The sequence below is a fragment of the Pseudomonas mercuritolerans genome (assembly GCF_025706525.1).
GTDB classification, from domain to species: Bacteria; Pseudomonadota; Gammaproteobacteria; order Pseudomonadales; family Pseudomonadaceae; genus Aquipseudomonas; species Aquipseudomonas mercuritolerans.
Map to the genome: position 1 here is coordinate 160,247 of NZ_JAMSHA010000007.1, position 24,724 is coordinate 184,970.

The 24,724-nt window shown below is 54.0% G+C and carries 20 protein-coding genes and 6 pseudogenes; 15 read left to right on the forward strand and 11 right to left on the reverse strand.

Going from position 1 to position 24,724, the window contains the following annotated elements:
• Positions 1 to 189: 189 nt before the first annotated feature.
• From ND528_RS28490 to ND528_RS20400, 4 genes and pseudogenes are all read right to left on the reverse strand, one after another.
• Complete coding sequence (locus ND528_RS28490) at positions 190 to 1,044, reverse strand: methyl-accepting chemotaxis protein (protein WP_408005054.1); 855 nt, start codon at positions 1,042 to 1,044, stop codon at positions 190 to 192.
• Between the two features lie 9 nt (positions 1,045 to 1,053).
• A pseudogene (locus ND528_RS28495) lies at positions 1,054 to 2,175 on the reverse strand (HAMP domain-containing protein); the annotation flags it as partial.
• A 139-nt stretch (positions 2,176 to 2,314) separates the two neighbouring features.
• Positions 2,315 to 3,550, reverse strand: a complete 1,236-nt coding sequence (locus tag ND528_RS20395) for an NAD(P)/FAD-dependent oxidoreductase (RefSeq protein ID WP_263471065.1) — start codon at positions 3,548 to 3,550, stop codon at positions 2,315 to 2,317.
• A gap of 12 nt (positions 3,551 to 3,562) precedes the next feature.
• Positions 3,563 to 3,910 (reverse strand): RidA family protein, encoded by a 348-nt coding sequence (locus ND528_RS20400; RefSeq protein ID WP_041020384.1) that lies wholly within the window; start codon positions 3,908 to 3,910, stop codon positions 3,563 to 3,565.
• A 459-nt stretch (positions 3,911 to 4,369) separates the two neighbouring features.
• Here ND528_RS20400 and ND528_RS20405 point away from each other — a divergent pair, with 459 nt between their 5' ends.
• The 10 genes from ND528_RS20405 to ND528_RS20450 all read left to right on the forward strand — a co-directional run bounded on the left by ND528_RS20405 (position 4,370) and on the right by ND528_RS20450 (position 14,258).
• A complete protein-coding gene (locus ND528_RS20405; RefSeq protein WP_263471066.1) occupies positions 4,370 to 4,576 on the forward strand; it encodes a hypothetical protein in 207 nt (68 codons plus the stop codon).
• Positions 4,573 to 5,709 carry an aminotransferase class I/II-fold pyridoxal phosphate-dependent enzyme gene (locus ND528_RS20410; protein ID WP_025214427.1) on the forward strand — a complete coding sequence of 379 codons (1,137 nt, stop codon included), beginning with the start codon at positions 4,573 to 4,575 and terminating at the stop codon, positions 5,707 to 5,709. Before ND528_RS20405 ends, ND528_RS20410 begins: the two co-directional genes overlap by 4 nt.
• Positions 5,709 to 6,446, forward strand: coding sequence for a histidine utilization repressor (hutC, locus tag ND528_RS20415; RefSeq protein ID WP_025214428.1), 738 nt, complete (start codon positions 5,709 to 5,711; stop codon positions 6,444 to 6,446). Before ND528_RS20410 ends, hutC begins: the two co-directional genes overlap by 1 nt.
• 367 nt (positions 6,447 to 6,813) lie before the next feature.
• The gene (locus ND528_RS20420) at positions 6,814 to 7,596 is read left to right on the forward strand and encodes a transporter substrate-binding domain-containing protein (protein ID WP_027912468.1); all 783 of its coding nucleotides are present in this window, start codon (positions 6,814 to 6,816) and stop codon (positions 7,594 to 7,596) included.
• A 55-nt stretch (positions 7,597 to 7,651) separates the two neighbouring features.
• Positions 7,652 to 8,371 (forward strand): ABC transporter permease, encoded by a 720-nt coding sequence (locus ND528_RS20425; RefSeq protein ID WP_030141827.1) that lies wholly within the window; start codon positions 7,652 to 7,654, stop codon positions 8,369 to 8,371.
• Positions 8,368 to 9,078: an ABC transporter permease gene (locus ND528_RS20430; RefSeq protein WP_030141828.1), complete on the forward strand. Its 711-nt coding sequence runs from the start codon at positions 8,368 to 8,370 to the stop codon at positions 9,076 to 9,078. The genes ND528_RS20425 and ND528_RS20430 overlap by 4 nt, the downstream gene beginning before the upstream one ends.
• 16 nt (positions 9,079 to 9,094) lie before the next feature.
• Complete coding sequence (locus ND528_RS20435; RefSeq protein ID WP_263471067.1) at positions 9,095 to 9,859, forward strand: ABC transporter ATP-binding protein; 765 nt, start codon at positions 9,095 to 9,097, stop codon at positions 9,857 to 9,859.
• A 371-nt stretch (positions 9,860 to 10,230) separates the two neighbouring features.
• Complete coding sequence (hutU, locus tag ND528_RS20440; RefSeq protein ID WP_263471068.1) at positions 10,231 to 11,922, forward strand: urocanate hydratase; 1,692 nt, start codon at positions 10,231 to 10,233, stop codon at positions 11,920 to 11,922.
• Complete coding sequence (gene hutH, locus ND528_RS20445) at positions 11,919 to 13,454, forward strand: histidine ammonia-lyase (protein ID WP_263471069.1); 1,536 nt, start codon at positions 11,919 to 11,921, stop codon at positions 13,452 to 13,454. Before hutU ends, hutH begins: the two co-directional genes overlap by 4 nt.
• 471 nt (positions 13,455 to 13,925) lie before the next feature.
• Positions 13,926 to 14,258, forward strand: a complete 333-nt coding sequence (locus ND528_RS20450) for a carboxymuconolactone decarboxylase family protein (RefSeq protein WP_025214435.1) — start codon at positions 13,926 to 13,928, stop codon at positions 14,256 to 14,258.
• Positions 14,259 to 14,628: 370 nt separating this feature from the next.
• Here the strand turns inward: ND528_RS20450 and ND528_RS20455 are convergent, their stop codons facing one another.
• The 5 genes from ND528_RS20455 to ND528_RS20475 form a co-directional block, all read right to left on the reverse strand.
• The gene (locus tag ND528_RS20455) at positions 14,629 to 14,958 is read right to left on the reverse strand and encodes a thioredoxin family protein (RefSeq protein WP_269077040.1); all 330 of its coding nucleotides are present in this window, start codon (positions 14,956 to 14,958) and stop codon (positions 14,629 to 14,631) included.
• Between the two features lie 71 nt (positions 14,959 to 15,029).
• Positions 15,030 to 15,725, reverse strand: coding sequence for a DsbA family oxidoreductase (locus ND528_RS20460; RefSeq protein WP_263471181.1), 696 nt, complete (start codon positions 15,723 to 15,725; stop codon positions 15,030 to 15,032).
• A gap of 172 nt (positions 15,726 to 15,897) precedes the next feature.
• Entirely contained in the window at positions 15,898 to 16,452 is a 555-nt protein-coding gene (locus tag ND528_RS20465; RefSeq protein ID WP_263471071.1) for an OsmC family protein, read from the reverse strand.
• A 363-nt stretch (positions 16,453 to 16,815) separates the two neighbouring features.
• Entirely contained in the window at positions 16,816 to 17,379 is a 564-nt protein-coding gene (locus ND528_RS20470; protein WP_263471072.1) for a TetR/AcrR family transcriptional regulator, read from the reverse strand.
• Positions 17,380 to 17,486: 107 nt separating this feature from the next.
• Positions 17,487 to 18,971: an amino acid permease gene (locus ND528_RS20475; RefSeq protein WP_263471073.1), complete on the reverse strand. Its 1,485-nt coding sequence runs from the start codon at positions 18,969 to 18,971 to the stop codon at positions 17,487 to 17,489.
• A gap of 387 nt (positions 18,972 to 19,358) precedes the next feature.
• Between ND528_RS20475 and metC the strand changes: the two genes are divergently transcribed.
• Positions 19,359 to 20,549 (forward strand): cystathionine beta-lyase, encoded by a 1,191-nt coding sequence (gene metC / locus ND528_RS20480; RefSeq protein ID WP_263471074.1) that lies wholly within the window; start codon positions 19,359 to 19,361, stop codon positions 20,547 to 20,549.
• 298 nt (positions 20,550 to 20,847) lie between these two features.
• Here the strand turns inward: metC and ND528_RS20485 are convergent.
• A pseudogene (locus ND528_RS20485) lies at positions 20,848 to 21,219 on the reverse strand (AEC family transporter); the annotation flags it as partial.
• A 521-nt stretch (positions 21,220 to 21,740) separates the two neighbouring features.
• Here ND528_RS20485 and ND528_RS20490 point away from each other — a divergent pair.
• The 4 genes and pseudogenes from ND528_RS20490 to ND528_RS20505 form a co-directional block, all read left to right on the forward strand.
• Complete coding sequence (locus ND528_RS20490) at positions 21,741 to 22,022, forward strand: hypothetical protein (protein ID WP_263471075.1); 282 nt, start codon at positions 21,741 to 21,743, stop codon at positions 22,020 to 22,022.
• A 330-nt stretch (positions 22,023 to 22,352) separates the two neighbouring features.
• Positions 22,353 to 22,750: pseudogene (locus ND528_RS20495) on the forward strand (STY4526/YPO1902 family pathogenicity island replication protein); the annotation flags it as partial.
• Positions 22,731 to 23,377: pseudogene (locus ND528_RS20500) on the forward strand (STY4528 family pathogenicity island replication protein); the annotation flags it as partial. The pseudogenes ND528_RS20495 and ND528_RS20500, both read left to right, overlap by 20 nt.
• Positions 23,376 to 23,946 (forward strand): annotated as a pseudogene (locus ND528_RS20505) (PFL_4669 family integrating conjugative element protein); the annotation flags it as partial. The pseudogenes ND528_RS20500 and ND528_RS20505, both read left to right, overlap by 2 nt.
• On the opposite strand, the pseudogene ND528_RS20510 reads toward ND528_RS20505, so the two are convergent.
• Positions 23,925 to 24,719 (reverse strand): annotated as a pseudogene (locus ND528_RS20510) (helix-turn-helix domain-containing protein). The pseudogenes ND528_RS20505 and ND528_RS20510 overlap by 22 nt on opposite strands.
• Positions 24,720 to 24,724: the final 5 nt, after the last annotated feature.

The following is a 24,724-nucleotide window of genomic DNA, read 5'->3' on the forward strand; positions in this document are numbered from 1 at the left end:
ACACGGTCTGGCGACCTGACAGGTCTAATCATGATTCGGAGCGCACTCCTTCCCGCGTTGATCAGCCTTTTTGAATGGCCCGCTGGACGGGACCGCCAGGGACGGCGGCTTTCACTGTTTTTTCTCTGGGCTCAACGCTCATGGGGCTTACCCTCTAATCGGCAATTGAGCGTCCATTGTTCGTACGGACTAAAACTTGAAGCGCCCGACCAATCCTTGAAGCTGGCCAGAAATGGCCTTCATTCGCCCCGATCCGGCATGGGCTGAATGCGCGAACTCCTCTACCATCTGCGCATCGGCGTGGATCTGTGCGATGTGCCGATTGATCTCCTCCGCCACTTGATGCTGCTCCTCTGCCGCCGTGGCGATCTGGGTGTTCTGGTCGCGAATCGAGTCCACTGAAGCGCGGATCTTGTCGAAGCTGTCGCGGGCCCGCTGGATCCGCTGCACGCTAGCCTGGGACGCTTGCAGGCTGCCTTGCATCTGCTGGGTGACTTCCTGGGTGCGGCGAGCGAGGTTACCCAGTAGGCTGTCTATTTCGCCGGTAGAGTCGGAGGTGCGACGAGCCAGGGCGCGAACTTCATCCGCGACCACTGCAAAGCCACGCCCTTGATCACCCGCACGGGCGGCTTCGATGGCGGCGTTGAGCGCCAGCAAGTTGGTCTGCTCGGCAATCGAGCGAATGGTGTCGAGAATCGCATTGATGTTATTGCTGTCTTGCTCGAGCAGCTGCATGGTCTGGGTCGATACCTGCAGCTCCTCACTGAGCTTGAGTACGCTGCCGGTGGCTTCGCTGATTTGCTTCTGGCCATCGTGCACGTCGCGGTAGCCTTCGTCAGCACTCGACGCCGCGGCACTGCAGGAACGTGCGACCTCATTGGCAGTGGCGAGCATTTCATTGAAAGCGGTGCTTACCAATTCCACCGCCTCACGTTGGCGGCCGGCAGCCAGGTTCATGTTATTGGCGACTTCGTTGGTGTCAGCGGCAGCGACTTGCAGATCGGACGACGCATTGCCAATACGCTTCACCAACTGAGCGATCATGCTTAGAAACTGATTGAACCAACCGGCCAGGTTGGCAGTTTCGTCCTTTCCCCGTACTTGGAGTTGACGTGTAAGGTCACCTTCACCTTCGGCAATCTCTTGCAACCCATCAGCCACGCCACGAATCGGGCGCACGATCACGCTGGCAAAACCAGCACCAACGATGGCGAACACCACGGCCAATGCAACAGCGATGGCTGCAATCAACCAGGTCAGGCTCATGGCGTCGGCCATCACTTCATCACGCTTGATCAGGCCAATAAAACGCCATCCCAGGCCATCGGAACTCAGGACGTTGACCATGTATGGCACACCATCGATCTCGACTTGAGTCACCCCATCAGCGCTTTTGGCCAATTCGGCATAGCCGGGTCCTAGCTCACCTAACGGCTTGAAATTGTTTTTGGCATTTGCGGGATCGACCAAGACATTGCCATTGGCCTCGACCAACATCAGGTAACCACTCTTGCCCAACTTGATGGCTTTGACCAATTCAGTCAGTTGCTTGAGCGATACGTCCACGCCAACGACGCCCACCGGGGCACCGCTCGCGTCATTGATCGTGCGGACCGTACTGACCAGCACCATGTCATCGGGTGCCCAATAATACGCGCCCGTCCGTACGGTTGAGCCTCGTGCGGCTTCCTTGGCCGCCTTGTACCAAGGTCGCACCCGTGGGTCGTAGCTGGCCATTGTCTGGTCATCGGGCCAACCTGCAAAACCTCCGTCATTGAGTCCAAGGGAAATGGAAGCCGTGGTTGGGTGGGTTTCTGCGAAACTGTCGAATATCATCTGGATCTGTCGATCGACCTTCGTCACAGGCGTTTGCGGGGCGTAAGCGGCCGTATAGTTCTTCAATCCCTGAACGTTGGCGATCCGAGGGTCTTTGGCAAGGTATTCGACGTTTTGGCGGATGCTGTCGAAAAACTGCCGCATCCCGCGGTCAATCTGCCTGATTTCACGGCCACTGCTATCCAGGAAACTGGCTTGCGCTGCGCTACGCAAGTTCAGTACGACAACCATTGCGACCAATATGACTGGCGCGCAGGCGATAGCGGCAAACGCCCACGTGAGTTTCTGTTTGATGTTCATGAGTACTCCTGGGCAGGCAGATGGAACGTGGGCGCCCATGGGTAAAAGCGCCCGCGGCGAGTGCCGTAAACGTTGCTCACACGACGTGGAAACGAGACAACTCGGTCGTCATTTTTCTTTCAGATAATGCCTGCCCTCCTCTCAAGAGGAGGGACGAGAAGGCCGACGCATCGTCAATTCAGAAACGCCCAGGAGCGAAGGGTGCCGGCTCGACCACTGGTGTTTCTCCCATCATTAATTCCGCAAGCAGCCGGCCACTGACCGGACCTAGCGTAAATCCTTGATGAGCATGGCCGAAGTTGAACCAGAGCCCCTTATGCGACGGCGCGGCACCAATGACCGGTTTCATGTCAACGGTACAAGGTCGCGCACCGCTCCATGGCGTCCGCTCAACCTGAGACCCCAATGCCAAGAGTTGTCGGGCCGCGCTTTCGGCCTTCCCTAGCTGCACTGGGGTCAGAGGCGCATCGAGACGGGCGAATTCGGCCCCCGTTGATAGACGCACACCACGCTTCATCGGCGCCAACATGTAGCCTTGCTCGGTATCAAGCACCGGGCGACTCAAGTTTGCCCCGTCGGCGAAATGGGCGTGATAACCACGCTTGATAAACAACGGGATGCGGTAACCCATGGGCCTCAGCAACTCTTGGGCCCAAGGACCAAGCGCCACGACGACCTGTGATGCTTCGACCGGCCCGGACTCGGTGGAGACTCGCCAGCCGGCTCCCGCTTGGCGCAATGAACGGGCATCGCCGCGTTCAAACTGTCCGCCCTCACGCAAGAAGAGCTCGGCATAGCGTTGCACCAGCTCACCCGGATCAACACAGGTCCAAGGTTGAAGCCAGTGAATCCCCCCAACGAGAGCTTCACCCAAAGCGGGTTCTGCGAGCCTGAGCCCGGCGCCGTCCAACGCTTGCGACAATACACCGTGCGCACTCACACGCTGGGCGCTCTCCATCGCCTTTTCATATTTTTCCGGGGTTCGAAAAGCTTGAATCCAACCTTTGCGCACGATCAGGTGTTGGGCCGCGCTTTGCTCGATCAACTCGGAGTGCTCGCTGATTGAATGCTCGACCAAGGTCCGAAAGGCGTCCGCAATAGCTCGGTAATGCCTTGGCGCTGAGTTGGCCCAATACCTGGTCAGCGTAGGCATGTACTCCGGCATCGCACGCAGATGATAGTTGACGCCGATATCGCGCTTGGTCACCACTCTCATCAGGCTCGCCAGGTCCCTTGGGAACCCGTACGGTTCAACGGCCTCGCGCTGGATGATCCCGGCATTACCGTATGACGTCTCGCGCCCGGGCGGCCCCTTGTCTACCAAGGTCACCGCACAGCCCCGGCGTTGCAGATGCAGGGCCGTGCTTATACCGACGATGCCGGCGCCCAGTACTACTACTTGTTTGTCGTTCACGCTGCCTCCAACTCAAGCACGCTGCTGCGCGATGACACTGATTTCAACCAACGCATCCACCACGAGGCCGGCACAGACGGTAGCGCGAACAGGCAAATTGGCCGTAAAAAACGAAGCATAAATCCGGTTGAACTCGGCGAAGTTACTCCGCTCGGTCAAGTACACCGTGACGCTCACCACGTCATCCAACGACAGTGACTCAGCTTCCAATGTTTGAGCAATGCGCATCAACGTCAGGCGCGTTTGTGCCTCGATACCCGCCGGGAAGCTGCCGTCCTCATTGAACGGCAGTTCACCGGATAAAAACACTAGGCCTTGGCTGTGGCGGACTTTTGAAAAGGGCAAATTACTAACCGTCATGGGGGACTCTCTCTAAGCGGATTATGAAAGCGCCTATAGCAGGCGCCACTTTTAGCCATCGACTCGACCGAGCGTGTCACGCCAGATCGGAAATAGGTCTACAAGCCTGATCGATGCGACTGTATATACAGGACTAAGCATTTACCGTGCCTGTTAGACAAGGATCCCCTTCAGACCCCTGATCCGAAGTGGATCGAGCACTGCTTCTGTCCAAAATACTGTCCGCAGAAAGGCCTACCATGCGCTTCCTTTCGACTCATCAATGAGACACCGGAAACACTCCGATGCAACCTTCAGTTACACCTGAACTGATATTCATGTGAGCACCCCCTGGCCTGGAAGGCGTTTACGAGCAGCGATCAACAGAAAAGATAAGGCTTGGCCTGAACATTGCGTTACCTATATATACAGGATCATACAGCAACACTTCCTTGTTGCCCTGCACCTAAGAGGTAATCAATGAAAAAACTGCACCCGATGACTGCCGCGACTACCGAAGGGATGAGCCTCGCAGGTCAGATCGCCGAATTGGCGACACTCTTCCACTACAGCCTCCCGCACGAAATCCTTCAGAGCGCTGAACAGCCGAGCCCGCAGCGTCCCCTGCGGCACCATCCAGATCGCAATACCTTCCAGCAAAATTCCCGAGAGGTTAGCCTTGTATGAACGCCAACGACCTGACCCTGCTTGCTCGCGCTGAAGTACGCGAATTGGCCAGTTACAACGCCGGCCTCGCCGCTGATGCAGTGCGCAAACGCTTCGGTCTGACACGCGTCGCTAAATTGGGCAGCAATGAAAACCCAATGGGCACCGCCCCCGCTGTCAACGCCGCGACCACCCAAGCCTGCCATGAGATTGCGCTGTACCCCGACTCTGGCTGCCAGGCACTGCGCTCCGCACTCTCGGAAAAACTTGATGTTCCGGAAGATCGCTTCGTGTTCGGCAACGGTTCTGAGGATTTGCTGAGTGTCATCAGTCGAGTGTTTCTGGATCATGATGATGAAGTGGTTACCGTGGTGCCCTCCTTCGGCTTGCATTTCATTTTTCCAGTGGCAGCCGGCGCTCGGGTAATCGGTGTCCCCATGACCGACCAAGGCACTTTTGACGTGGCGGCGATGATTTCCGCCCTTACACCGCATACCCATGTGCTGATGTTTTCCTGCCCCTCCAATCCGGTTGGCTGCACCTTGAGCGCAATCGAATTGAAGCAATTGCTCGATGCATTACCTCCCAAGTGCTTGCTGGTGTTTGACGAAGCCTATTACGAATACGCCCAATGGGAGCCTGAGTACCCAGACTGCCTCGGCTTGATCCAGGCCAGCGGCAAGCCGTTTATCCTGCTTCGAACCTTCTCCAAGGCCTATTCATTGGCAGGTTTACGCATCGGCTACGGCATTGTCAGCGACCCGCTACTGGCCGATTTGATCAATCGCCTGCGCACCCCCTTCAATGTCAACCGAGTGGCCCAAGCCGCTGCGGTCGCCGCGCTGGCCGATGAAAATCATCTGAATGCCGGCCTCTCCCACGTCGCCAGCGAACGCCGACGACTGGAGATCGCACTGCAAGAGCAAGGCATCACAACTGCCCCCTCCATGGCTAACTTCCTCTTTTTCAGCACCCCTTATCCTGCCGAAGTCATCAACCAGGCATTGCTGCGCGAAGGGGTCATCATCAAGCCTTGGCGCGAAGCGGGATATACTCAGTACTTGCGGGTATCTATAGGAAGCTGTGAGGATAACGATCTTTTCCTCCATTCCTTGGCAAGAGTCCTTGCCGCACAAGAGACACGGACCGACTGATGATCAAAAATGCACCACAAGCGCTCTACCGACGCGCGAAGGAATTTGTGCTGGACCAACTTCGAGCGGGCGTTTGGAAACCTGGCGACCTGATCTACTCAGAGAACCAGTTGGTGCAAGAGCTGGGCATCTCGCGCATGACCGTCAATCGAGCCCTGCGCGAGCTGACCGAAGAAGGTCTATTGGTACGGATTTCAGGTGTTGGAACATTCGTAGCCGAAAGCAAGCCGCAATCGAACCTGTTGCGCATCACCAACATCGCTGACGAGATTCTCGCTCGGGGTCATAGTTACGGCTGTCGCGTCCTGCACCTGGGACGCGAATCCGCATCGATGTCAGTCGCTTCCGCCCTGGGCCTGCCCACGGGCTCTTCGGTTTTTCATCTGGTTTGTGCGCATAGCGAAGAAGACGTGCCAGTGCAGCTTGAGGATCGTTACGTCAATCCCGAGCTGGTGCCAGAGTTCCTGAAACAAAAATTCGGCGAACACCTGCAACCGGCCAAATACCTTCTGCAAGTGATCAAGCCCGACGAAATGGAACATATCGTAGAGGCCTGCCACCCCAGCGCCGAGGAGAGCAAGCATCTGCAAATTGATGCAACCGAACCTTGCCTGGCCCTCATACGCCGGACTTGGAGCCAAAACAAAATTGTCACCTTTGTGCGGCTCGTCCACCCCTCCTCCCGCTATCGCTTGGGTAGCCGCCTACCCATGAACGCAGCGCACAGAGACGTCTGACTCTTCGACATCTGCCGTAAAGCTTGACCAGCGCCGCTTCCAAAGGGCGTCGGTCGCTTTCTGATTCATACATCACAATAGACCCAGGCCCTACGCCCGTAGTGACCGGAAAAACGAAACTGATCACCCCCCCTCCCCTCAGCGTTTCCAGCCCTTCTTCCACCCATGCACATCCGAGCAGATAAATGGCTGCTTGATTGGCTATGCCTGTATGTACAAGTATGTATTTACGCGGTAAAGTCGATCCGTCACCTCGACACGTTTAAACCAAAAAATGGGCTCTGTGTACCACTCCCATAGCGACACACACGAGCTCCGTACCGCATCCGTGCGCTCAAGCGCTCTTTGGTCCTTAGGAATAAAAACAATGAAAAAATCTATTTTGACCCTCTCTGTACTGGCGTTGTGTGTGGCTGGCAGCTTTGCCTCGGCCAAGGAGTACAAGGAGTTGCGGTTCGGCGTTGACCCCTCTTATGCCCCTTTCGAGTCCAAAGCTGCCGACGGTAGCCTGGTGGGCTTTGACATCGACTTAGGCAATGCGATTTGTGCTGAATTGAAAGTGAAGTGCAAATGGGTCGAGAGTGATTTTGACGGCATGATTCCCGGCCTGAAAGCCAACAAATTCGACGGGGTGATCTCCGCCATGACCGTGACATCCTCGCGCGAAAAGGTCATCGATTTCTCCGATGAGCTGTTCTCCGTTCCTACCTCCTTCGTTTTCAAGAAAGGCTCCGGCCTGACCGAAGATATCAAGACGCTCGTCGGCAAGACGGTTGGTTATGAGCAAGGCACCACCGAGGAAGCTTATGCCAAGGCCGTACTGAACAAAGCCGGGGTCAAAACCCAAGCCTATGCCAACCAGGATCAGGTCTATTCGGACTTGGTGACTGGCCGTCTCGATGCCTCGATCCAGAATATGTTGCAAGCCGAAATGGGCTTCTTGAAGTCGCCGCAAGGGGCAAATTTTGAGGTAAGTAAAGCCGTCGAGCATGAACTATTGCCCGCGAAAACCGCGGTAGGTCTCGCCCAAGGCAACGCCGATCTCAAGGCCCTGCTAAACAAAGGCATCCAGGCACTGCATGAAGATGGCAGCTATGTAGCCATCCAGAAAAAACACTTTGGTGATCAGAATATCTACAGCGGTAAATAACACGCTGCGCCCATTTTCGGATGGGCGTTTTTCTTGATTGACGAAGGGCTGTCCAATGCTAGAAAACCTATTGCAGACTCTAGGCTTCAGCCTAAGGGGTTTTGGCCCGCTGTTGCTGCAAGGCTCCTGGATGACTGTCAAATTATCCGCACTGTGCTTGTTGCTGAGCGTGGGCCTGGGATTGATCGGTGCCAGCGCGAAACTCTCGAAGTCAGCCTTGCTACGCATCCCTGCGCAAGCCTACACCACGCTTATCCGCGGCGTGCCCGACCTGGTCTTGATGCTGCTGATCTTCTATAGCCTTCAGACGTGGCTGACGAATCTGACCGATGCCTTTGGCTGGGAATATATCGAAATCAATCCGTTCAGCGCAGGGGTCATCACCCTGGGCTTCATCTACGGTGCGTATTTCACCGAAACCTTCCGCGGAGCGATTCTCGCCGTTCCAAAGGGGCAATTAGAAGCAGCCACGGCCTATGGCCTGACCCGCGCCCAACGATTCCGCCTGGTGCTTTTCCCGCAAATGATGCGTTTTGCATTACCGGGCATTGGCAACAACTGGATGGTGATCCTGAAAGCGACCGCACTGGTCTCGATCATTGGTCTGGCTGACTTGGTCAAGGTTGCCCAGGATGCAGGAAAGAGTTCCTATCAACTGTTCTTCTTCTTGGTCCTTGCAGCGTTGATCTATTTGGTTATCACCACCGCATCAAACTATGTCTTGCGCAGGCTGGAAAGTTTTTACGCCGCAGGAACTCGGGAGGCCGTGCGATGATCGAGCTATTGCAAGAATATTGGAAACCCTTCCTGTACCACGATGGTTATCACATCACGGGCTTGGCGATGACACTATGGCTGCTCAGTGCCTCGCTCTTCTTCGGCTTCTTGATGGCGGTCCCGCTGTCGATTGCCAGGGTATCAAGCAACCTTTTCGTGCGCTGGCCCGTGCAGTTCTATACCTATTTGTTCCGTGGCACGCCTCTGTATATACAGCTACTGATCTGCTACACCGGCATCTACAGCCTCGCTGCGGTGCGCTCCCAACCGCTGCTTGATGCATTCTTTCGCGATGCGTTGAACTGCACCATTCTGGCCTTTGCCTTGAACACTTGCGCCTACACTACGGAGATCTTCTCCGGGGCGATTCGCAACATGAATCATGGTGAAGTCGAAGCAGCGAAGGCCTTTGGGCTTCGAGGATGGAAGCTTTACACCTATATCATCATGCCGTCTGCATTGCGTCGCTCACTGCCGAACTACAGCAACGAAGTGATACTGATGCTGCATTCCACCACGGTCGCTTTCACCGCCACGGTACCGGACATCCTCAAGGTTGCCAGAGATGCCAATTCAGCAACATTTCTGACCTTCCAATCGTTCGGCATCGCCGCAGCGATTTACCTCGCTATCACTTTCTCTCTGGTCGGTCTGTTCCGTCTGGCTGAGCGCCGTTGGCTGTCGTTCCTCGGCCCAGCTCATTAATTCAGGGTGCTTGAATATGTACAAACTGACCGTAGAAAACCTGCATAAAAGTTATGGCGACCACGAAGTCCTCAAGGGTGTTTCACTGAACGCAAAGGCCGGCGACGTCATTAGCCTGATCGGTGCCAGCGGGTCGGGCAAAAGCACCTTTTTGCGCTGTATCAACTTTCTGGAAATCCCTAGCAACGGCGCCATGAGCCTCGACAATCAGCCGATACGCATGATCCATGACCGCCACGGCATGCGCGTTGCAAACGCAGACGAACTGCAGCGGCTGCGCACGCGACTGGCGATGGTATTCCAGCATTTCAATCTGTGGAGCCACATGACCGTGCTCGACAACATCACAATGGCCCCTCGCCGAGTGTTGGGGGTCAGCAAGAAGGATGCAGAGGAGCTGGCTCGGCGTTACCTGGACAAGGTTGGTTTACCATCGCGAGTTGCCGATCAATACCCGGCCTTTCTCTCGGGCGGCCAGCAGCAGCGCGTCGCGATAGCCCGGGCGCTGGCCATGGAACCGGAAATCATGCTGTTCGACGAACCGACGTCTGCCCTGGACCCTGAACTAGTAGGAGAAGTGCTGAAGGTCATTCAGGGCCTCGCCGAAGAAGGCCGAACCATGATCATGGTGACGCACGAAATGAGCTTCGCTCGTAAGGTATCGAACCAGGTGTTGTTCTTGCACCAAGGGCTCGTAGAAGAGCAAGGGCCGCCTGAGGAAGTGCTGGGGAACCCCAAGAGCGAGCGTTTGCAGCAATTTCTCAGCGGCAATCTGAAATAACCGAAGTGCCTTAAGCCGGCTGGCCGCTTACCGCGCCTGAAAAATGTTCTCAGGCGCGGTTGAGGCCGAAATGGTTCGCCGTTCTGTTGACTAGAAAAGCCCTGTACGAGAGCAATCCCAGCGTCTTTCCTATGGCTCAGCTCATGATCCCTGGCTGAAACTGTCACAGCGCGCCCAGTGCGCAAAGCTTGATGGTAAAACCTGCATCAATGCCATTCGAACGAAAAAACTAATCACGTGAAGATATTCATGCCGACAACATTAGCGGTCAAAAATCTGCTTGATTAAGCTTGTATATACATGATTATATTTACTCGCCCGATGTAGCGAAAACCAACAATAAGCTGCAAGTCATCTCGAGAGGATTACCGGTGAGCAAACCACTCCATTTCCGCAATGTCGAAATCCGCGCCCCTCGCGGTAACACGCTGACCGCCAAGAGCTGGCAGACCGAAGCGCCGCTGCGCATGCTGATGAACAACCTCGACCCGGAAGTGGCCGAGAACCCCAAGGAACTGGTGGTCTACGGTGGCATCGGCCGCGCGGCGCGCAACTGGGAGTGCTACGACAAGATCGTCGAAAGCCTCACCAACCTGAACGACGACGAAACCCTGCTGGTGCAATCCGGCAAGCCGGTGGGCGTGTTCAAGACCCACAGCAACGCCCCGCGCGTCCTGATCGCCAACTCCAACCTGGTGCCGCACTGGGCCAGCTGGGAGCACTTCAACGAACTCGACGCCAAGGGCCTGGCCATGTACGGCCAGATGACCGCCGGCAGCTGGGTCTACATCGGCAGCCAGGGCATCGTCCAAGGCACGTATGAAACCTTCGTCGAGGCTGGTCGCCAGCATTACGATTCCAACCTCAAGGGCCGTTGGGTGCTGACCGCCGGCCTGGGCGGCATGGGTGGCGCGCAACCACTGGCCGCGACCCTGGCCGGTGCGTGCTCGCTGAACATCGAGTGCCAGCAGGTGAGCATCGATTTCCGCCTGAAAACCCGCTACGTCGACGAGCAGGCCAAAGACCTCGACGACGCCCTGGCGCGCATCGAGAAATACACCGCCGAAGGCAAGGCGATTTCCATCGCGCTGTGTGGGAACGCGGCCGAGATCCTGCCGGAAATGGTCCGTCGCGGTGTGCGCCCCGACATGGTCACCGACCAGACCAGCGCCCACGACCCTCTCAACGGCTACCTGCCGGCCGGCTGGACCTGGGACGAATACCGTGCCCGCGCCAAGACCGTGCCCGCCGCCGTGGTGAAGGCCGCCAAGCAATCGATGGCCGTGCACGTCAAAGCCATGTTGGCCTTCCAGAAAATGGGTGTGCCGACCTTCGACTACGGCAACAACATCCGCCAGATGGCCCAGGAAGAAGGCGTCGAGAATGCCTTCGACTTCCCGGGTTTCGTCCCGGCCTACATCCGTCCGCTGTTTTGCCGCGGCATCGGCCCGTTCCGCTGGGCGGCGCTATCCGGTGACCCGCAGGATATCTACAAGACCGACGCCAAGGTCAAGGAACTGATCCCCGACGACGCTCACCTGCACAACTGGCTGGACATGGCCCGCGAGCGCATCAGCTTCCAGGGCTTGCCGGCACGGATCTGCTGGGTTGGCCTGGGCCAGCGCGCCAAGTTGGGCCTGGCGTTCAACGAGATGGTGCGCAGCGGTGAGCTGTCGGCGCCGATCGTCATCGGCCGTGACCACCTCGATTCCGGTTCCGTGGCCAGCCCGAACCGTGAAACCGAATCCATGCAGGACGGTTCCGACGCCGTTTCCGACTGGCCACTGCTCAATGCCCTGCTCAACACCGCCAGTGGTGCGACCTGGGTGTCACTGCACCACGGTGGCGGCGTCGGCATGGGCTTCTCCCAGCATTCGGGCATGGTGATCGTCTGCGACGGCACCGACGAAGCGGCCGAGCGGATTGCCCGCGTGCTGCACAACGACCCGGGCACTGGCGTGATGCGCCATGCCGATGCCGGTTACCAGATCGCCATTGATTGCGCGAATGAGCAAGGCTTGAACCTGCCAATGATCACTCTTGTTAAAGGAGCCAAAGCATGAAAACACTTAACGTTATCCCAGGCCAATTGAGCCTTGCCCAACTGCGTGCCGTTTACCAGCACCCGGTAAAAATCACCCTCGACCACAGTGCCTCTGCGCAAATTGAAGCCAGTGTCGCTTGCGTGGAGCAGATCCTCGCCGAGAATCGCACCGCCTACGGTATCAATACCGGTTTCGGCCTGCTGGCCTCGACCCGTATCGCCAGTGAAGATCTGGAAAATCTGCAACGTTCGCTAGTACTGTCCCACGCCGCTGGTGTGGGTGAGCCGATCAGCGATGCGCTGGTGCGGTTGATCATGGTGCTCAAGGTCAATAGCCTCAGCCGTGGCTTTTCCGGCATACGCCGCGTGGTGATCGATGCTCTGATAGCATTGATTAACGCTGAGGTGTATCCGCATATTCCCTTGAAAGGTTCGGTCGGCGCATCCGGTGACTTGGCGCCTTTGGCGCACATGTCCCTGGTGCTGCTGGGAGAAGGCAAAGCGCGTTATAAGGGCGAATGGCTGGAAGCCACCGAAGCACTGAAGGTGGCCGGTTTGGCGCCGTTGACGCTGGCTGCCAAAGAGGGTCTGGCGTTGCTCAACGGTACCCAGGTGTCTACTGCTTATGCTCTGCGCGGTTTGTTCGAGGGCGAAGACCTGTTTGCAGGCGCCTTGGCCATCGGTGCGTTGACGGTCGAAGCTGTCTTGGGCTCCCGCTCGCCGTTTGACGCACGCATCCATGCCGCTCGCGGCCAGAAGGCCCAGATTGATACAGCTACTGCTTATCGCGACCTGCTGGGCCAAAGCAGTGAGGTCGCCGATTCGCACAAAAACTGCGGTAAGGTCCAAGATCCCTACTCTCTACGTTGCCAACCTCAAGTCATGGGCGCATGCCTGACCCAGCTCCGTCAGGCTGCGGAAGTATTAGTCGTCGAAGCGAATGCCGTTTCCGATAACCCACTGGTCTTTGCCGTTGAAGGTGACGTGATCTCTGGCGGCAACTTCCACGCTGAGCCAGTGGCCATGGCCGCAGACAATATGGCATTGGCCATTGCTGAAATCGGCTCGCTGAGCGAGCGCCGCATTTCGTTGATGATGGACAAACACATGTCACAACTGCCGCCGTTCCTGGTAGCCAATGGCGGCGTGAACTCGGGCTTCATGATTTCTCAGGTGACAGCAGCAGCGCTGGCCAGCGAGAACAAGGCGCTGGCTCACCCCCATTCCGTAGACAGCCTGCCCACATCCGCCAATCAGGAAGATCACGTATCGATGGCACCCGCCGCCGGCAAACGGTTGTGGGAAATGGCTGAAAACACCCGTGGAATCCTGGCTGTGGAGTGGCTAGCGGCCTGCCAAGGTCTGGACTTGCGTGACGGCTTGAAGACGTCGCCCAAGCTGGAACTGGCCAGGAAGAGTCTGCGAAGCAAAGTGGCCTATTACGAGAAGGATCGCTTCTTCGCGCCGGATATCAATGCGGCCAGTGAATTATTGGCTTCCGGCTGCTTGAACGACTTGGTATTGAACACATTATTGCCCAGCATCTCATAGATGATATCCGCCATGATCGCGTGAGTTATTCTAGCTGATAGTCCCGTACGCGTTAAATGCCCAGGCTGTTTTTTGCTCCACAGCTATGACGATAGATTCTCGTTTTGGCTGTGGAGCTTTTTATTGCTTCCCACTAATAGTCTTATGTAAGTGCGCGGAAAAATTAGCTTGACAACAGCATTACACCCCTAAGGCTCCTTATGCGCTCAAAATTCTGATACCAGCAGCATTCCCTGATCACGCGAACTCCGCTCAAGTATCTCCTGGTTCTGAGCCGGGAGAGCTCATCACTACAAATAAGGCATTAACGTCAATGCCCTCTCATCACACCAGCTCACCCCTTCTACGTCGACCGCACGATCAAGCCATTTGTAGGACACACTTGCATACCTACCAACTGGATGGTATGTTTTGATCAGTTTCACACCTCCCCTACACCTACAGGGCACCGCGCCCAAAGTGGAATATCCCATGCAAGATTGGAAGCAAACTCGAAAAGACGTCAGCGCCCGCCTAGTGCAACTGAATGGCCTATCCCCAGAGACCATGAAAGGTTTGGCTTCTTTAGGGAGCGCCGGCGAAAGAACAAACCACCTCGACGCTAAGACTCGTGAACTGATCTCACTCGCAGTTGCCGTCACCACCCGTTGCGACGGCTGCATCGCTTTCCACGCAGCTGAGGCCAAAAAGCTCGGCGTAACGACTGAAGAGGTCTCAGAAGCTTTGGGCGTTGCGATTAATATGAACGCTGGCGCTGCATTGGTTTACAGCACTCACGTTTTGGATGCATTCGATAAATCTTGATACCCAGCAGTGCGGAAGGATCAATAATAGTAGAGGCTTAGCTACCCCCGTCGCCAATTAAATCTGAGAAGCCGCTAAAGCCCTATAAGCTGTTCTGCATGCCATTAGCCAACCACGTCGTTGTGCTGATGGCCTGCCGATGAAATCAAAGTCTTTACATTATCCGAACTTCGTTATCGCTGATACTCCGGCTGAAGCGTAACTGTATTCAAGCAAAGGCTACGCTGGGCTAAACATGGCCTGGCCGGTCGCAAAGCGGAGCTTAGCTTGCCTATACGCCAGTCGGACACTTAGCCCAGCAACATCCTGACGCGCTTCCTACACTCACTCGGACAGTCAATTTGAGAGCGCATCGAAATTTTAGTCCGACCTACAGAACATCCTTTAAGTCAGCTAAGACTGCTTTCTTCAACGCGGCAGCCGATCGAGAGCCAGCCAAAACCAAACGTAATCGCCCTTCGTAGAAAATCGCCAAGGATGGAACCGACCGGACACCATGCATCTGGGAGATCGTGGGCGAAACAGCCACATCAATCTTCCCGAATGCGGCGCGCGACTGCAGCTTTTCTGACAGCTCATTAAAAACCGGTTTCATTTCTTGACAGGGCTTGCACCAGGACGCCGAAAACAGCACAGCGCAGTTACCTTTTGCAACGAATCGGGCGAACTCTCCGGCTTTCACGTCTACAATACGCCTCATCTGCACTTCACCCACAACATCATTCCAAACCCAGAAATTGCGGCACCAACAGTGCCGAAGCCTCTCTGGTATTAATTACATCCATCAAACCCGCAAACTTGACTGCTGGACGACTCATGTTCGTCACTTGGTTCGAAATACATTTGATTGAGTGCTTGAGAAAAGATCTCTTGAGGCTGAGCCCCCGAAATAGAAAATGAACTATTGAAAACAAAAAACGGGACGCCCGAGTGAAATTGGCCCATAGCACGCTCGTCTTCCTGCATCCGGTGAAACAATTCATTAGATGACCACGCGAGTCGAATCGACTCATCAGAAACACCTACAGATTTTGCAATCGACTCTAAACTACCTCGGTCAAATAGTGACTTACCCTGGGTAGTACTTTGCTCATAGAGCGCCTCCACCAAGTGCGTCTTCAATACTTCATCGTCAATCGCTTTGACGAGGACATGCGCACCCGCGGTGTCACCAAACATCATGGTTTCAAAACGGTAATCAAGCCCTGAAGATTGGCCATATTGCTTTACCGCACTCATCATATTCCAAGCAGCGGTTGAACTACCTAATTTGACTTTAAGGGCTCTCACCATAGGCTCAGCAGTATGGTTAGGGGCAAGACGATACGCTCTCACGTTTACCTGAACATCGTCTTTGTACGGAAAGTCCTCAAGCGCATTCTCAAAACGACGCTTGGCGACCCAACACCAAGGACAGACGAAATCAGACCAAATATCCACTACAAACTTTTTCGAAATAGCGCTCATACACCCCTCTATATTAAAATAAATAAAAAACGCTGCTACCCATTGAGCAAAGTTCAAAAACCGTTTAAAAACAGAGAGCAACGCGCTCAATTGCAATAGCAAAAGTAGCAACGCCAGTAGGCCTTGCCTACTGGCGCTCTCAAGGTTGTAAAGATGAAAGATCTGATAATTATCAGTCCTCACGAACCTCGAGGGTTGGCACCATGCGGATGGCTTTGGAGAAATTCGCGTAATTAACTGATGTTTTAATTACATTTTTGTGCAGTTCTTCTACACGCTCAAGAGGTGCATCGGTGTGAAGACGGATTACGACCCGCACTTGGTCGTACCCTGGGTTTACGCTCTCGTCGATGCCCAGAAAACCACGCAAATCGAGAGTGCCGTCGGTCTCAATTTCCAGACTGTGGATTTTAATGCCCATCATGGCTGCGTTAGCTGCGTAACCTACCGCCATACAGGCGTTCAGCGCGGCCATCAGCAGCTCTTGAGGATTTGGCGCCGAGTTCTGACCTAACAGTTCAATTGGCTCATCGGCGACGATTTCGAAATCACGCGAATAGGTTTCACCGGCTAAGCTGTAACGGCTGACTTTCGCCACAGAGCGCGTCTGGCCTTTCCACTGGGTATTGACGTTGAAGCTCGCGTGACGCTTATTCTCATCCTCCGCAACACCTTGAGCAAACTGCTGCAGAGCTACGACATCAATACCATTCAGATTAGTTGTCATTAAAAAACCCTCTATTGAACGCATTTTTTGGCTGGATAAATGTTACGCACAGCAATCCTACCTATTAGTAGGTTTGCTAGCAATAAAATTCTTTGACCTGGTACCCCACCTCCCACGTGCTAACGGTGCGATCAGCTCCTATCCCTAATTAAACGTAGCTTATGGCGAAGTACCGCCTGTCCGATCTGACAGGCGGAGAAACGCTTGGAAGGTGTGTGCGAACAGAAAACCTATTTGTGGGATTAGATCAGCTGTTGAGGTGGACTGCAGAGGGGGTAGAAATATGAAGCCCACCTAATAAGATGGGCAAACACAACGTGAAAGGCTTCCTACTGATTTTGGTAATCTGATTCTCAGTGTATATTACGAAACGACAATACTATTCAATATCAAATCAAACCCAGACTGATCAACAACTGTATCATTGAGCGCCCAAGATACAAAACTGCTACCCTCAAGCAAGCTCAATATTGCCCGTGAAACTGTTCTGGGATTAAGATCCGTCTTTATAACCTTTTCAGATTGACCCAATGCGAGATTATTTTCCAACCAAGCAATATGGATTTCAAAAAACCTCCTGGTCAAATCCTTAAGACTGTCCGGCAAAGCAGAAAGTTCGGCAGCGAGCGCACCACATAAGGGTAGCATTCCATTTTTTGAGCTATCAATAAACAGCTTAGAAAACTCTCTCAACCGAACGATCGTGTCGGAACTCTCTTCATTTATCAATTCTAGACTCTTCACAAACCTAAAAAGATAGCTATCAATAACGGCAATTCCAAGCCCTTCCTTTGTAGGAAAGTGATGATGAATACTCGCCTTTTTTATACCAATTTCGTTAGCCAAATCGGCATAGCTAAATGCAGCGTACCCTTTGGTACGCAGCAACAGCTCGGCAGTGGTTAAAAGGTCAGAACGAGTACTCATAAATCTTACCTTGCATTATTGACACACGCATATTAACTGCTTTACAGCAACGATTCAACTTAAAGCGATGAAAGCACGTCATAAACCGTGCTCTCATTGGCATTAAGCTATACTCCTACATGGCTCGAACTGTTCTCTATTTTTTCCGAGCGCACGGCTTTGGAACGGACGGCCTTTGCCCAACCCAGCATTAGAGCTCCAGCGACTACCGGTATAGATAAAACAGTATATGTTCCATTAGGATAATCGAAACCCAATAGCACCAGCACTACGAGCAAGAAACCCAGGGTCAGCCAAGAAGTAAACGGAGCACCTGGCATTCTAAACGAGACCATCTCGGCTTCACCTCTCTTCACCGCACGACGATACATTATTTGAGAAAGTACAATGAATGCCCAAGTGGAAAGGATCCCCAGAGAAACTAGATTAAGCAGCAGCTCAAATAGCTGGGACGGAATTAGAGAATTCAATAGCACGCCAAATACGTTGATCCCCATTGTCACCAAGATCCCCATATAGGGAACCCCTTGGGTGCTCATACGTTTAAACATCTTGGGGGCAGATCCTCCCATGGCTAGCGATCTCAGTACCCGCCCCGTTGCGTACAAGCCTGAGTTCAGACTAGAGAGTGCGGCAGTCATTACAACGATATTCATAACGGAGCCCATTCCAGGAATGCCGAGCGCTTCAAAGAACGTCACGAAAGGGCTGACATTAGCGCTGTAGGCCGTCCACGGCAATACAGTGACTAGCAAGAATACCGAGCCTACGTAAAAAAGCCCTATTCTCCAAACCACGCCATTGATTGCTTTAGGGATGACCCTTTTGGCATCTGCCGTCTCACCAGCAGCGGTTCCCACCAACTCTATACTCGCATAAGCAAAAATTACGCCTTGCACGATAATAATCGCCGGCAGAAAGCCATGGGGAAAAATACCTCCATTATCCGAGATCAAATGCAGACCCGGGATGTGCCCCGCCACCTCGTGGCCAGTTGCAAAAAAAAACGAGCCGACAATCAAAAAAATGCTGATAGCTGCCACCTTAATAACAGCAAACCAAAACTCCATTTCACCAAACCATTTGACACCAACCATGTTCATCAATGTCACAACGCCCAAGGCGCTAAGTGCGAATATCCACTGTGGAACGTCCGAAAAAACGCTCCAGTATTTCATGTATATCGCAATCGCTGTTATGTCAACTACACCCGTTAATGCCCAAACCAAGAAGTACATCCAGCCCGCTACAAAGGAGGCGCGCTCCCCCATAAACTCTCTAGTATAAGATACAAAACTCCCGCTGCTAGGGCGGTGCATAACCAGCTCACCCAATGCTCTTAGTATGAAAAAGGCGAAAACTCCACACACTAAATACACCACCGCAAGTGCAGGCCCGGCAATTTGAAGTCTGGCCCCTGCTCCCAAGAACAACCCAGTGCCGATAGCTCCGCCGAGTGCCATCATCTGCACATGGCGTTTTTTTAGGTGTTTTGAGTAGCCACTTTCATGAGAGTCAAGCCAGTTCGATCTGTCTCTCAATTCGCTTTCACACTGAACGGCTGGAACGGGCTGTACGTTTTTATTTTTCATGTGTCACCCAAACAATTAATTTGCAGTTATTTTTCTTATCCCTTGCAAACTTAAGTCTTTCCTCCCCAGCTTCAAAGAGAAGAAAGAGAGAGAGAGAGAGCGCACCGCGCCTTCACCATTACGGTTATTAGGCCTCGCTCTAGAAATGTCCTCGCGCGCCATAAGCATCACATTTCGGTCGAAAAAGTCCGAAACCATCAGGCACGAGAATCCTACCAACTACTCGGTAGCCATGCAATAGATTTTATAATACAAGGATAACTCTCTGTTTCTAAAGACGTTTTTACTAAACGCAAACCAAATGGTAGACATTTAATAAATTTAGTACTTTAATCTCAGTGACACGCGCAACGACACGCCCCCACTACTCAACAAATGGCAGCCTGTATGAAGAAATATAAAACCGTGCAAACCCTGCTCGCCCATGCTTCTATCAACCCCAATCAGCATCATGGTTTCGTGAATACACCGGTTTACCGGGGCTCCACCGTAGCTTTTCCTACATCGGAATCGATGCGCGAGGGTCGCCAAAAATATTCGTATGGCCGGTGGAACAACCCTTCGACAGAGGCATTGACTCAGGCCCTCCAGCAGTTGGAGGGAGCGGAAGGCACGGTTCTTTGTCCTTCAGGGCTCTCGGCATGCACGACTGCCATACTGTCTGTCGTGGGAACTGGGGATCATCTGCTAGTTGCCGACAATGTGTATGCGCCGATAAGGGCTTTTTGTGAGCAGGTGGGTCAACGGCTGGGGATTGAGGTCTCGTTTTACGATCCGACAATAGGAGCCGGAATCGTTGACTTGCTCAAGCCGAACACTAAAGCGATCTATACCGAATCTCCTGGCTCCTTGACTTTGGAAATACAAGACCTCCCTGCTATAGCCAAGGTTGCACATGATCATGACATCCTAGTTATTGCAGACAACACTTGGGGCACCCCGCTTTACTTTCCTTCATTGGAACTTGGTGTTGATCTGTCCATCATGGCAGCTACAAAATATATCGTCGGTCACTCCGATGCGGTTCTTGGCACCGTATCAGCCTCCAAGCGCGCGTGGGACAGCCTCAAACGATTCCATTTCAGCATGGGCTTATTTGCGAGTCCAGATGACGTGACGCTGGCGCTCCGGGGCATGAGAACACTTGATGTGCGACTGGAGCGTCATTACAGAAACGCTACGATTGTCGCCAAGTGGTTGGAGACACGCGAGGAGGTGAAAGCGGTTTATTATCCTGCATTAGAATCTCACCCTCAGCACCAGTTATGGAAGAGGGATTTTAGAGGAGCGTCCGGTTTACTCTCCTTCGTGACCAAACCTTCAACACAAGTAGCGGCAGATGCACTTTTGGATAGCCTATCGTTGTTTTCAATTGGTTACTCTTGGGGTGGTTTTGAAAGCTTGGCGATGATTGCCGACCCCAAACCCGTCAGAAGTGCGACCTCTTGGGAAATCGACGGGCACCTGGTGCGGCTTCATATCGGTCTTGAAGATCCATCTGATCTTATCTACGATCTCGAAGAAGGCTTTGCGAGGTTCAATATGTTACGTAGCCAGCAGATTATCGAATACTCATGAAACTGTGTTAGGCACAGCGCATTATGGGCTGTGCCTAACGCGTGAAGGCGATCAACCCGAAGGGTTTGGCCGCCCGGCACCAACTCATGTTCTCGCTTCATAACTCGACCCGGTGTCGCGGCAGCAAAAGTCGTTTTCCAAACAGGAGTGCGGTGTTCGAGGGAGGGCAGATGCAAAGTTTCCTGAAGTGGTCAACTCATCTCTCGTTTGTCAATGAGTAACACCTGACACACTCGAACGAACCAGAGGCGCTTTCTTGTCGGTCTTACTTTACTCAATGTTTGTAAACACTTGACACTCAAACCCACTGGGCCATCACGAGGATAACCGCTGGAAGTGCTAATCCTGCCAGCATGGTCTGGCAAGCGATGATCCCAGCCATAAGGGGGGCGTCTCCCCCTAATTGCCTTGCCATGATGTAGGAGGATGAGGCTGTGGGCAGTGCCTGGAATAGAAGGGCTGCAACCGCGGCCTTTCCTTCAAGTTCGAATAGGTGGCACGCCAAAAGCGTAACCAGTGGCATGATTAAAAACTTGGTCAGCGACGAGTAACCCACCGGGCGATACCATTGCCTTATGCTTCCGAACTCAAGCGCAGCACCAACGCAGAGCAATCCGAGCGGCAGTGACGCTTGTCCCAAGGCCTTGATCATCGGCTCAATACCGACAGGACAGGGAGAGGGTCATACGCGTGCCTTGGTTTTCTGTGCCGACGATTTACATACCACAATCAGTCGGCTCATCAGCGGCATGTCCACGGTAGGTCCGGTGATCATGGTGCCCTCGAGAACTCACTTGAATGAGGACCACGATAAGAGGTCGGACTCCAAAACAAAAACGTTTTAAACTTCAGCAATCAACAAGTATTGCTCATGGTTTACCGCGCAAGCTATGCGCTTTCACAGCGTTCGCCGCCGATGGTCAAATTGGACCTCGGGGTGCCTGACGTCTCCGACGCCAAGGCATGCCGCAAAACTGGCATTCCCCTCCCTGGCCGTGGCTATTGGGCGAAGTAGGAAAAGCAGCGTCAATGCAAACCCAAGCCTTCTGCCATCAAAGGGCGAAATTCAATTCCAAGTGTCGACCGTGCCCCTCCACATGTTGGCAATAACGCAAAGACAAACTCAGCCATAGTCCAGCGAATGATTGAGTTCCCGTCTCAATTGACCATGCCCCACGCCCTAGCGAGTCAATGGTTAAAAACGCAAAAGCAGTAAAGCTCAAAAATGGCTTCCTCGACTACGCAGGCAAGCATGTCTTAAATGCAATGATCTCCTCGTCGGTGATCGAACGCTGCGCAATCCTGTTTGATGCACTGATCAAAGAACGTGAAGCTGAAGGTTATACGTGGAAGATCAATGCTGAAGGAAAAACCATGGTCACTGTCAACGACGAGCCCATAGCCGTGCGACTCGTGGAACGCTTAGACAAACATCCGATACCGCCCCCCCAAGCGCCGCCCCGGCGCTCCTAGGGAACCTGATTTTATGTCTTTGCGAAGCCCACAGTTTGAGTGGGCCTCAACGGATGAGCTCCCTTTCAGATTGAAGCGCGGATGGATTATGGGTAACTGAAAAAATTGAAGGACAACAAGACCGCACCGTTCGAGAAAACTACCCAGCATTTTGTCCAGCCTCAAGTCCGCGTCAGCGTCCCTTTTAGCCCTTCGAGACAAGGAGGGGCGAGAAAACACCAATGGGTTGAGGACGAAAAACGTCGTCTTAAACGTGCCCGAGAAGCGGAAACACAACGTCGTCTCAGACGGTCATTCGTTAAGCATACGGAGTGCTGGGAACGCGCCAAGCGCTTAGTCCACGCCACCGTCCCCTGGGTTGGGATCATGATTTATTCTCCGGTGCTACATCGCTTTATCGACCAGGCCGAACGTGACGAACACAACGAGCGCCTGATCAACCGAGCGCTCAAGCTCGGTGCCAGCAGTACAATCATGTATCAGTGCTTCGGCTTGGCGCATTCGGAGACCGCCCTGCGCCGACGGCTGCTCAAGATAGAGCCCCGTAAGGGCCGCCCTAGAGCTTGAGCGAAGCGCAGGAACATGCACTCTGACAGCGTTGGTGCCAGCTACGCGCAGAGGAAGGTGCTAAGGATCAGCTCGACGCCATGATGATGTTGTCGGAGAAGCAACAGATCAGCTTGACCATCGTTTGGCAGCAGACCGATCATTACAGCAACAGAACATGACACTGCCCCGTCCGATCGCTGGCAAGGTGTCCTGCAGCATGCACCCAGCAACTGAGTGAACGCTGGCCCGCACGCCCTAGCACTGAGCATCCGTCCAATCAGTCCATGCTGGCGGGCTTTTTGTTCAGTGGCCAATCTTGCCAAGTCGTGCCGCGTCGCTTGCTGCTGAATAGTCGCTAACGCCATTGGAACGGAATGCCTGGCAGGTGTTTCGACTCATGCTGCAAGCCAGAGCGTGATTACGCCGCGCTATGAAGATCTGCAGCCTTACTTGTCGAGCGTGCCCTACGGTGCGTCAGCCTCCGTGAAACCATCGCTCTCATTTTGACGATGCTCAGGCTGACTCGCTGGCTCAGTTTGGTGAGGCGTGGTCGCGATCAGCTCAGCGGATGCCTACAAGGTTCTCTTTACGTCTTGCACGTTACACGATTCCGATTGGGTGGTGACCACCTCGTTCGAAATCGTGTGCAACCTCGTTCGGATTCCTAACCGGGTCTGAACGCAAAGGTTTCCGGCAGCGTTCGGAAATCGAACGCCGCCACTGTATTAAAAGAAAGTACTTGTACTGTACCGCGCGCGACCCCAGCAGCGGATAACCTGCGCTGGCCCGATCCACTGCATCTGAGCGCGGGACGATGCTTATGCCGACTGAGCGATCGTGCAGCTGGAAGAAATATTGATGCAGGCCAAGCCTGGGATGCTGGAACTGACCCGGCAGTTGGACCGGATCAGACAAGAGCTGCCCGCACAGATAGACATGAGCGATAACCTCAACATCCACCCTGTCACCTTGCCCTTGTACATCGGCAGCCAACTGGGGTTCCTCGCCGTCTACCTGCTGACTGACTACGACACGCTGGTGCGGCATACCCCGTTGGCCAATCAAACTGCTTGATCGGTCGTAGGGACATGGAAGCCTGGATCGATGACGGTGCCCATCTGCTGCGCAGCCTGTTTAGCCAGGCACAGCGTTATCGGCATGCCGGCGTCACCCGTGATGATATGGGAGCGAATAACGCTCGTGCGCTGGCGGCCATGGAGAAGTTTGGATTACTCCCTATAGACATCCTTGAGGGGCATCGCCGCTCCCATTTCGCGCTACCCATCGCTGTCGTGATGCTATGGCGGTCGATGACGCTGACGCGTTGGCGGACAACGCGGTAGAGCCAACCCCTCAGCGGAGCTTACTCATGTAGCTTTCAAGGGGGTCTTTGCCTAACACGCCCTGAGCTCCGGCCACCGAGTCGATAAACAGAGTAAACAATTCAGACTGCGCACCGATATCGAGCTTGGTGTAGATGTGTTGCGGTGGGACTTGATGGTGTCTTCAGAAACCTCCAGCCGCTCGGCCAAGGAGCGCGTGGAGTGACCGCGCAGGATCAACTGGGCGATCCGGCACTCGCGCTCGGTCAGCATTGATGATGCCGAAGTTGTTGAGCGCCGAATGGCTGGGCTGTTCCAGCGCGTTTTCAAACCGGGCTTCCTGGGCATCCAGGCCAACGAAGTGCTTACCCAGCAATACCAGCACTCAAGGTGCTATGAGCTTGAATTGCTGGGTCATCGCTGCGTCGAGCTTTTGGGTGAACGCCAGCGAGACGGCTAGGCTCGAGCCGTTGCTCGATTGCAGGATATAATTGAGCTCATTCTCTAGGTGTGAGTGGCGATAAACGACTGGAAGTACTCGCTGAGCTCGAGTGATCGTGGGTGACGTCGATCAGGTCGTAACAGCCCGATCCGCCCCCTTCCACGCACGCGCCGTAAAAAGGATCACGCAGATACAATCCGGACAGCTACTGGCGGACATTGCCTTGGGGCAACCACGGCTCATCCAGCTCAAATACACCACTTAGTACGCCGTCGAGTGGGTACAGTTACAGCGTGGTCGCCTGGATTGGCCATACGCAGCCCAGCGCCTCGGACAACGAGGCAGCAATCCTACCTAGCCGATATTCTCGGTCACGCAAGCCATCTGCT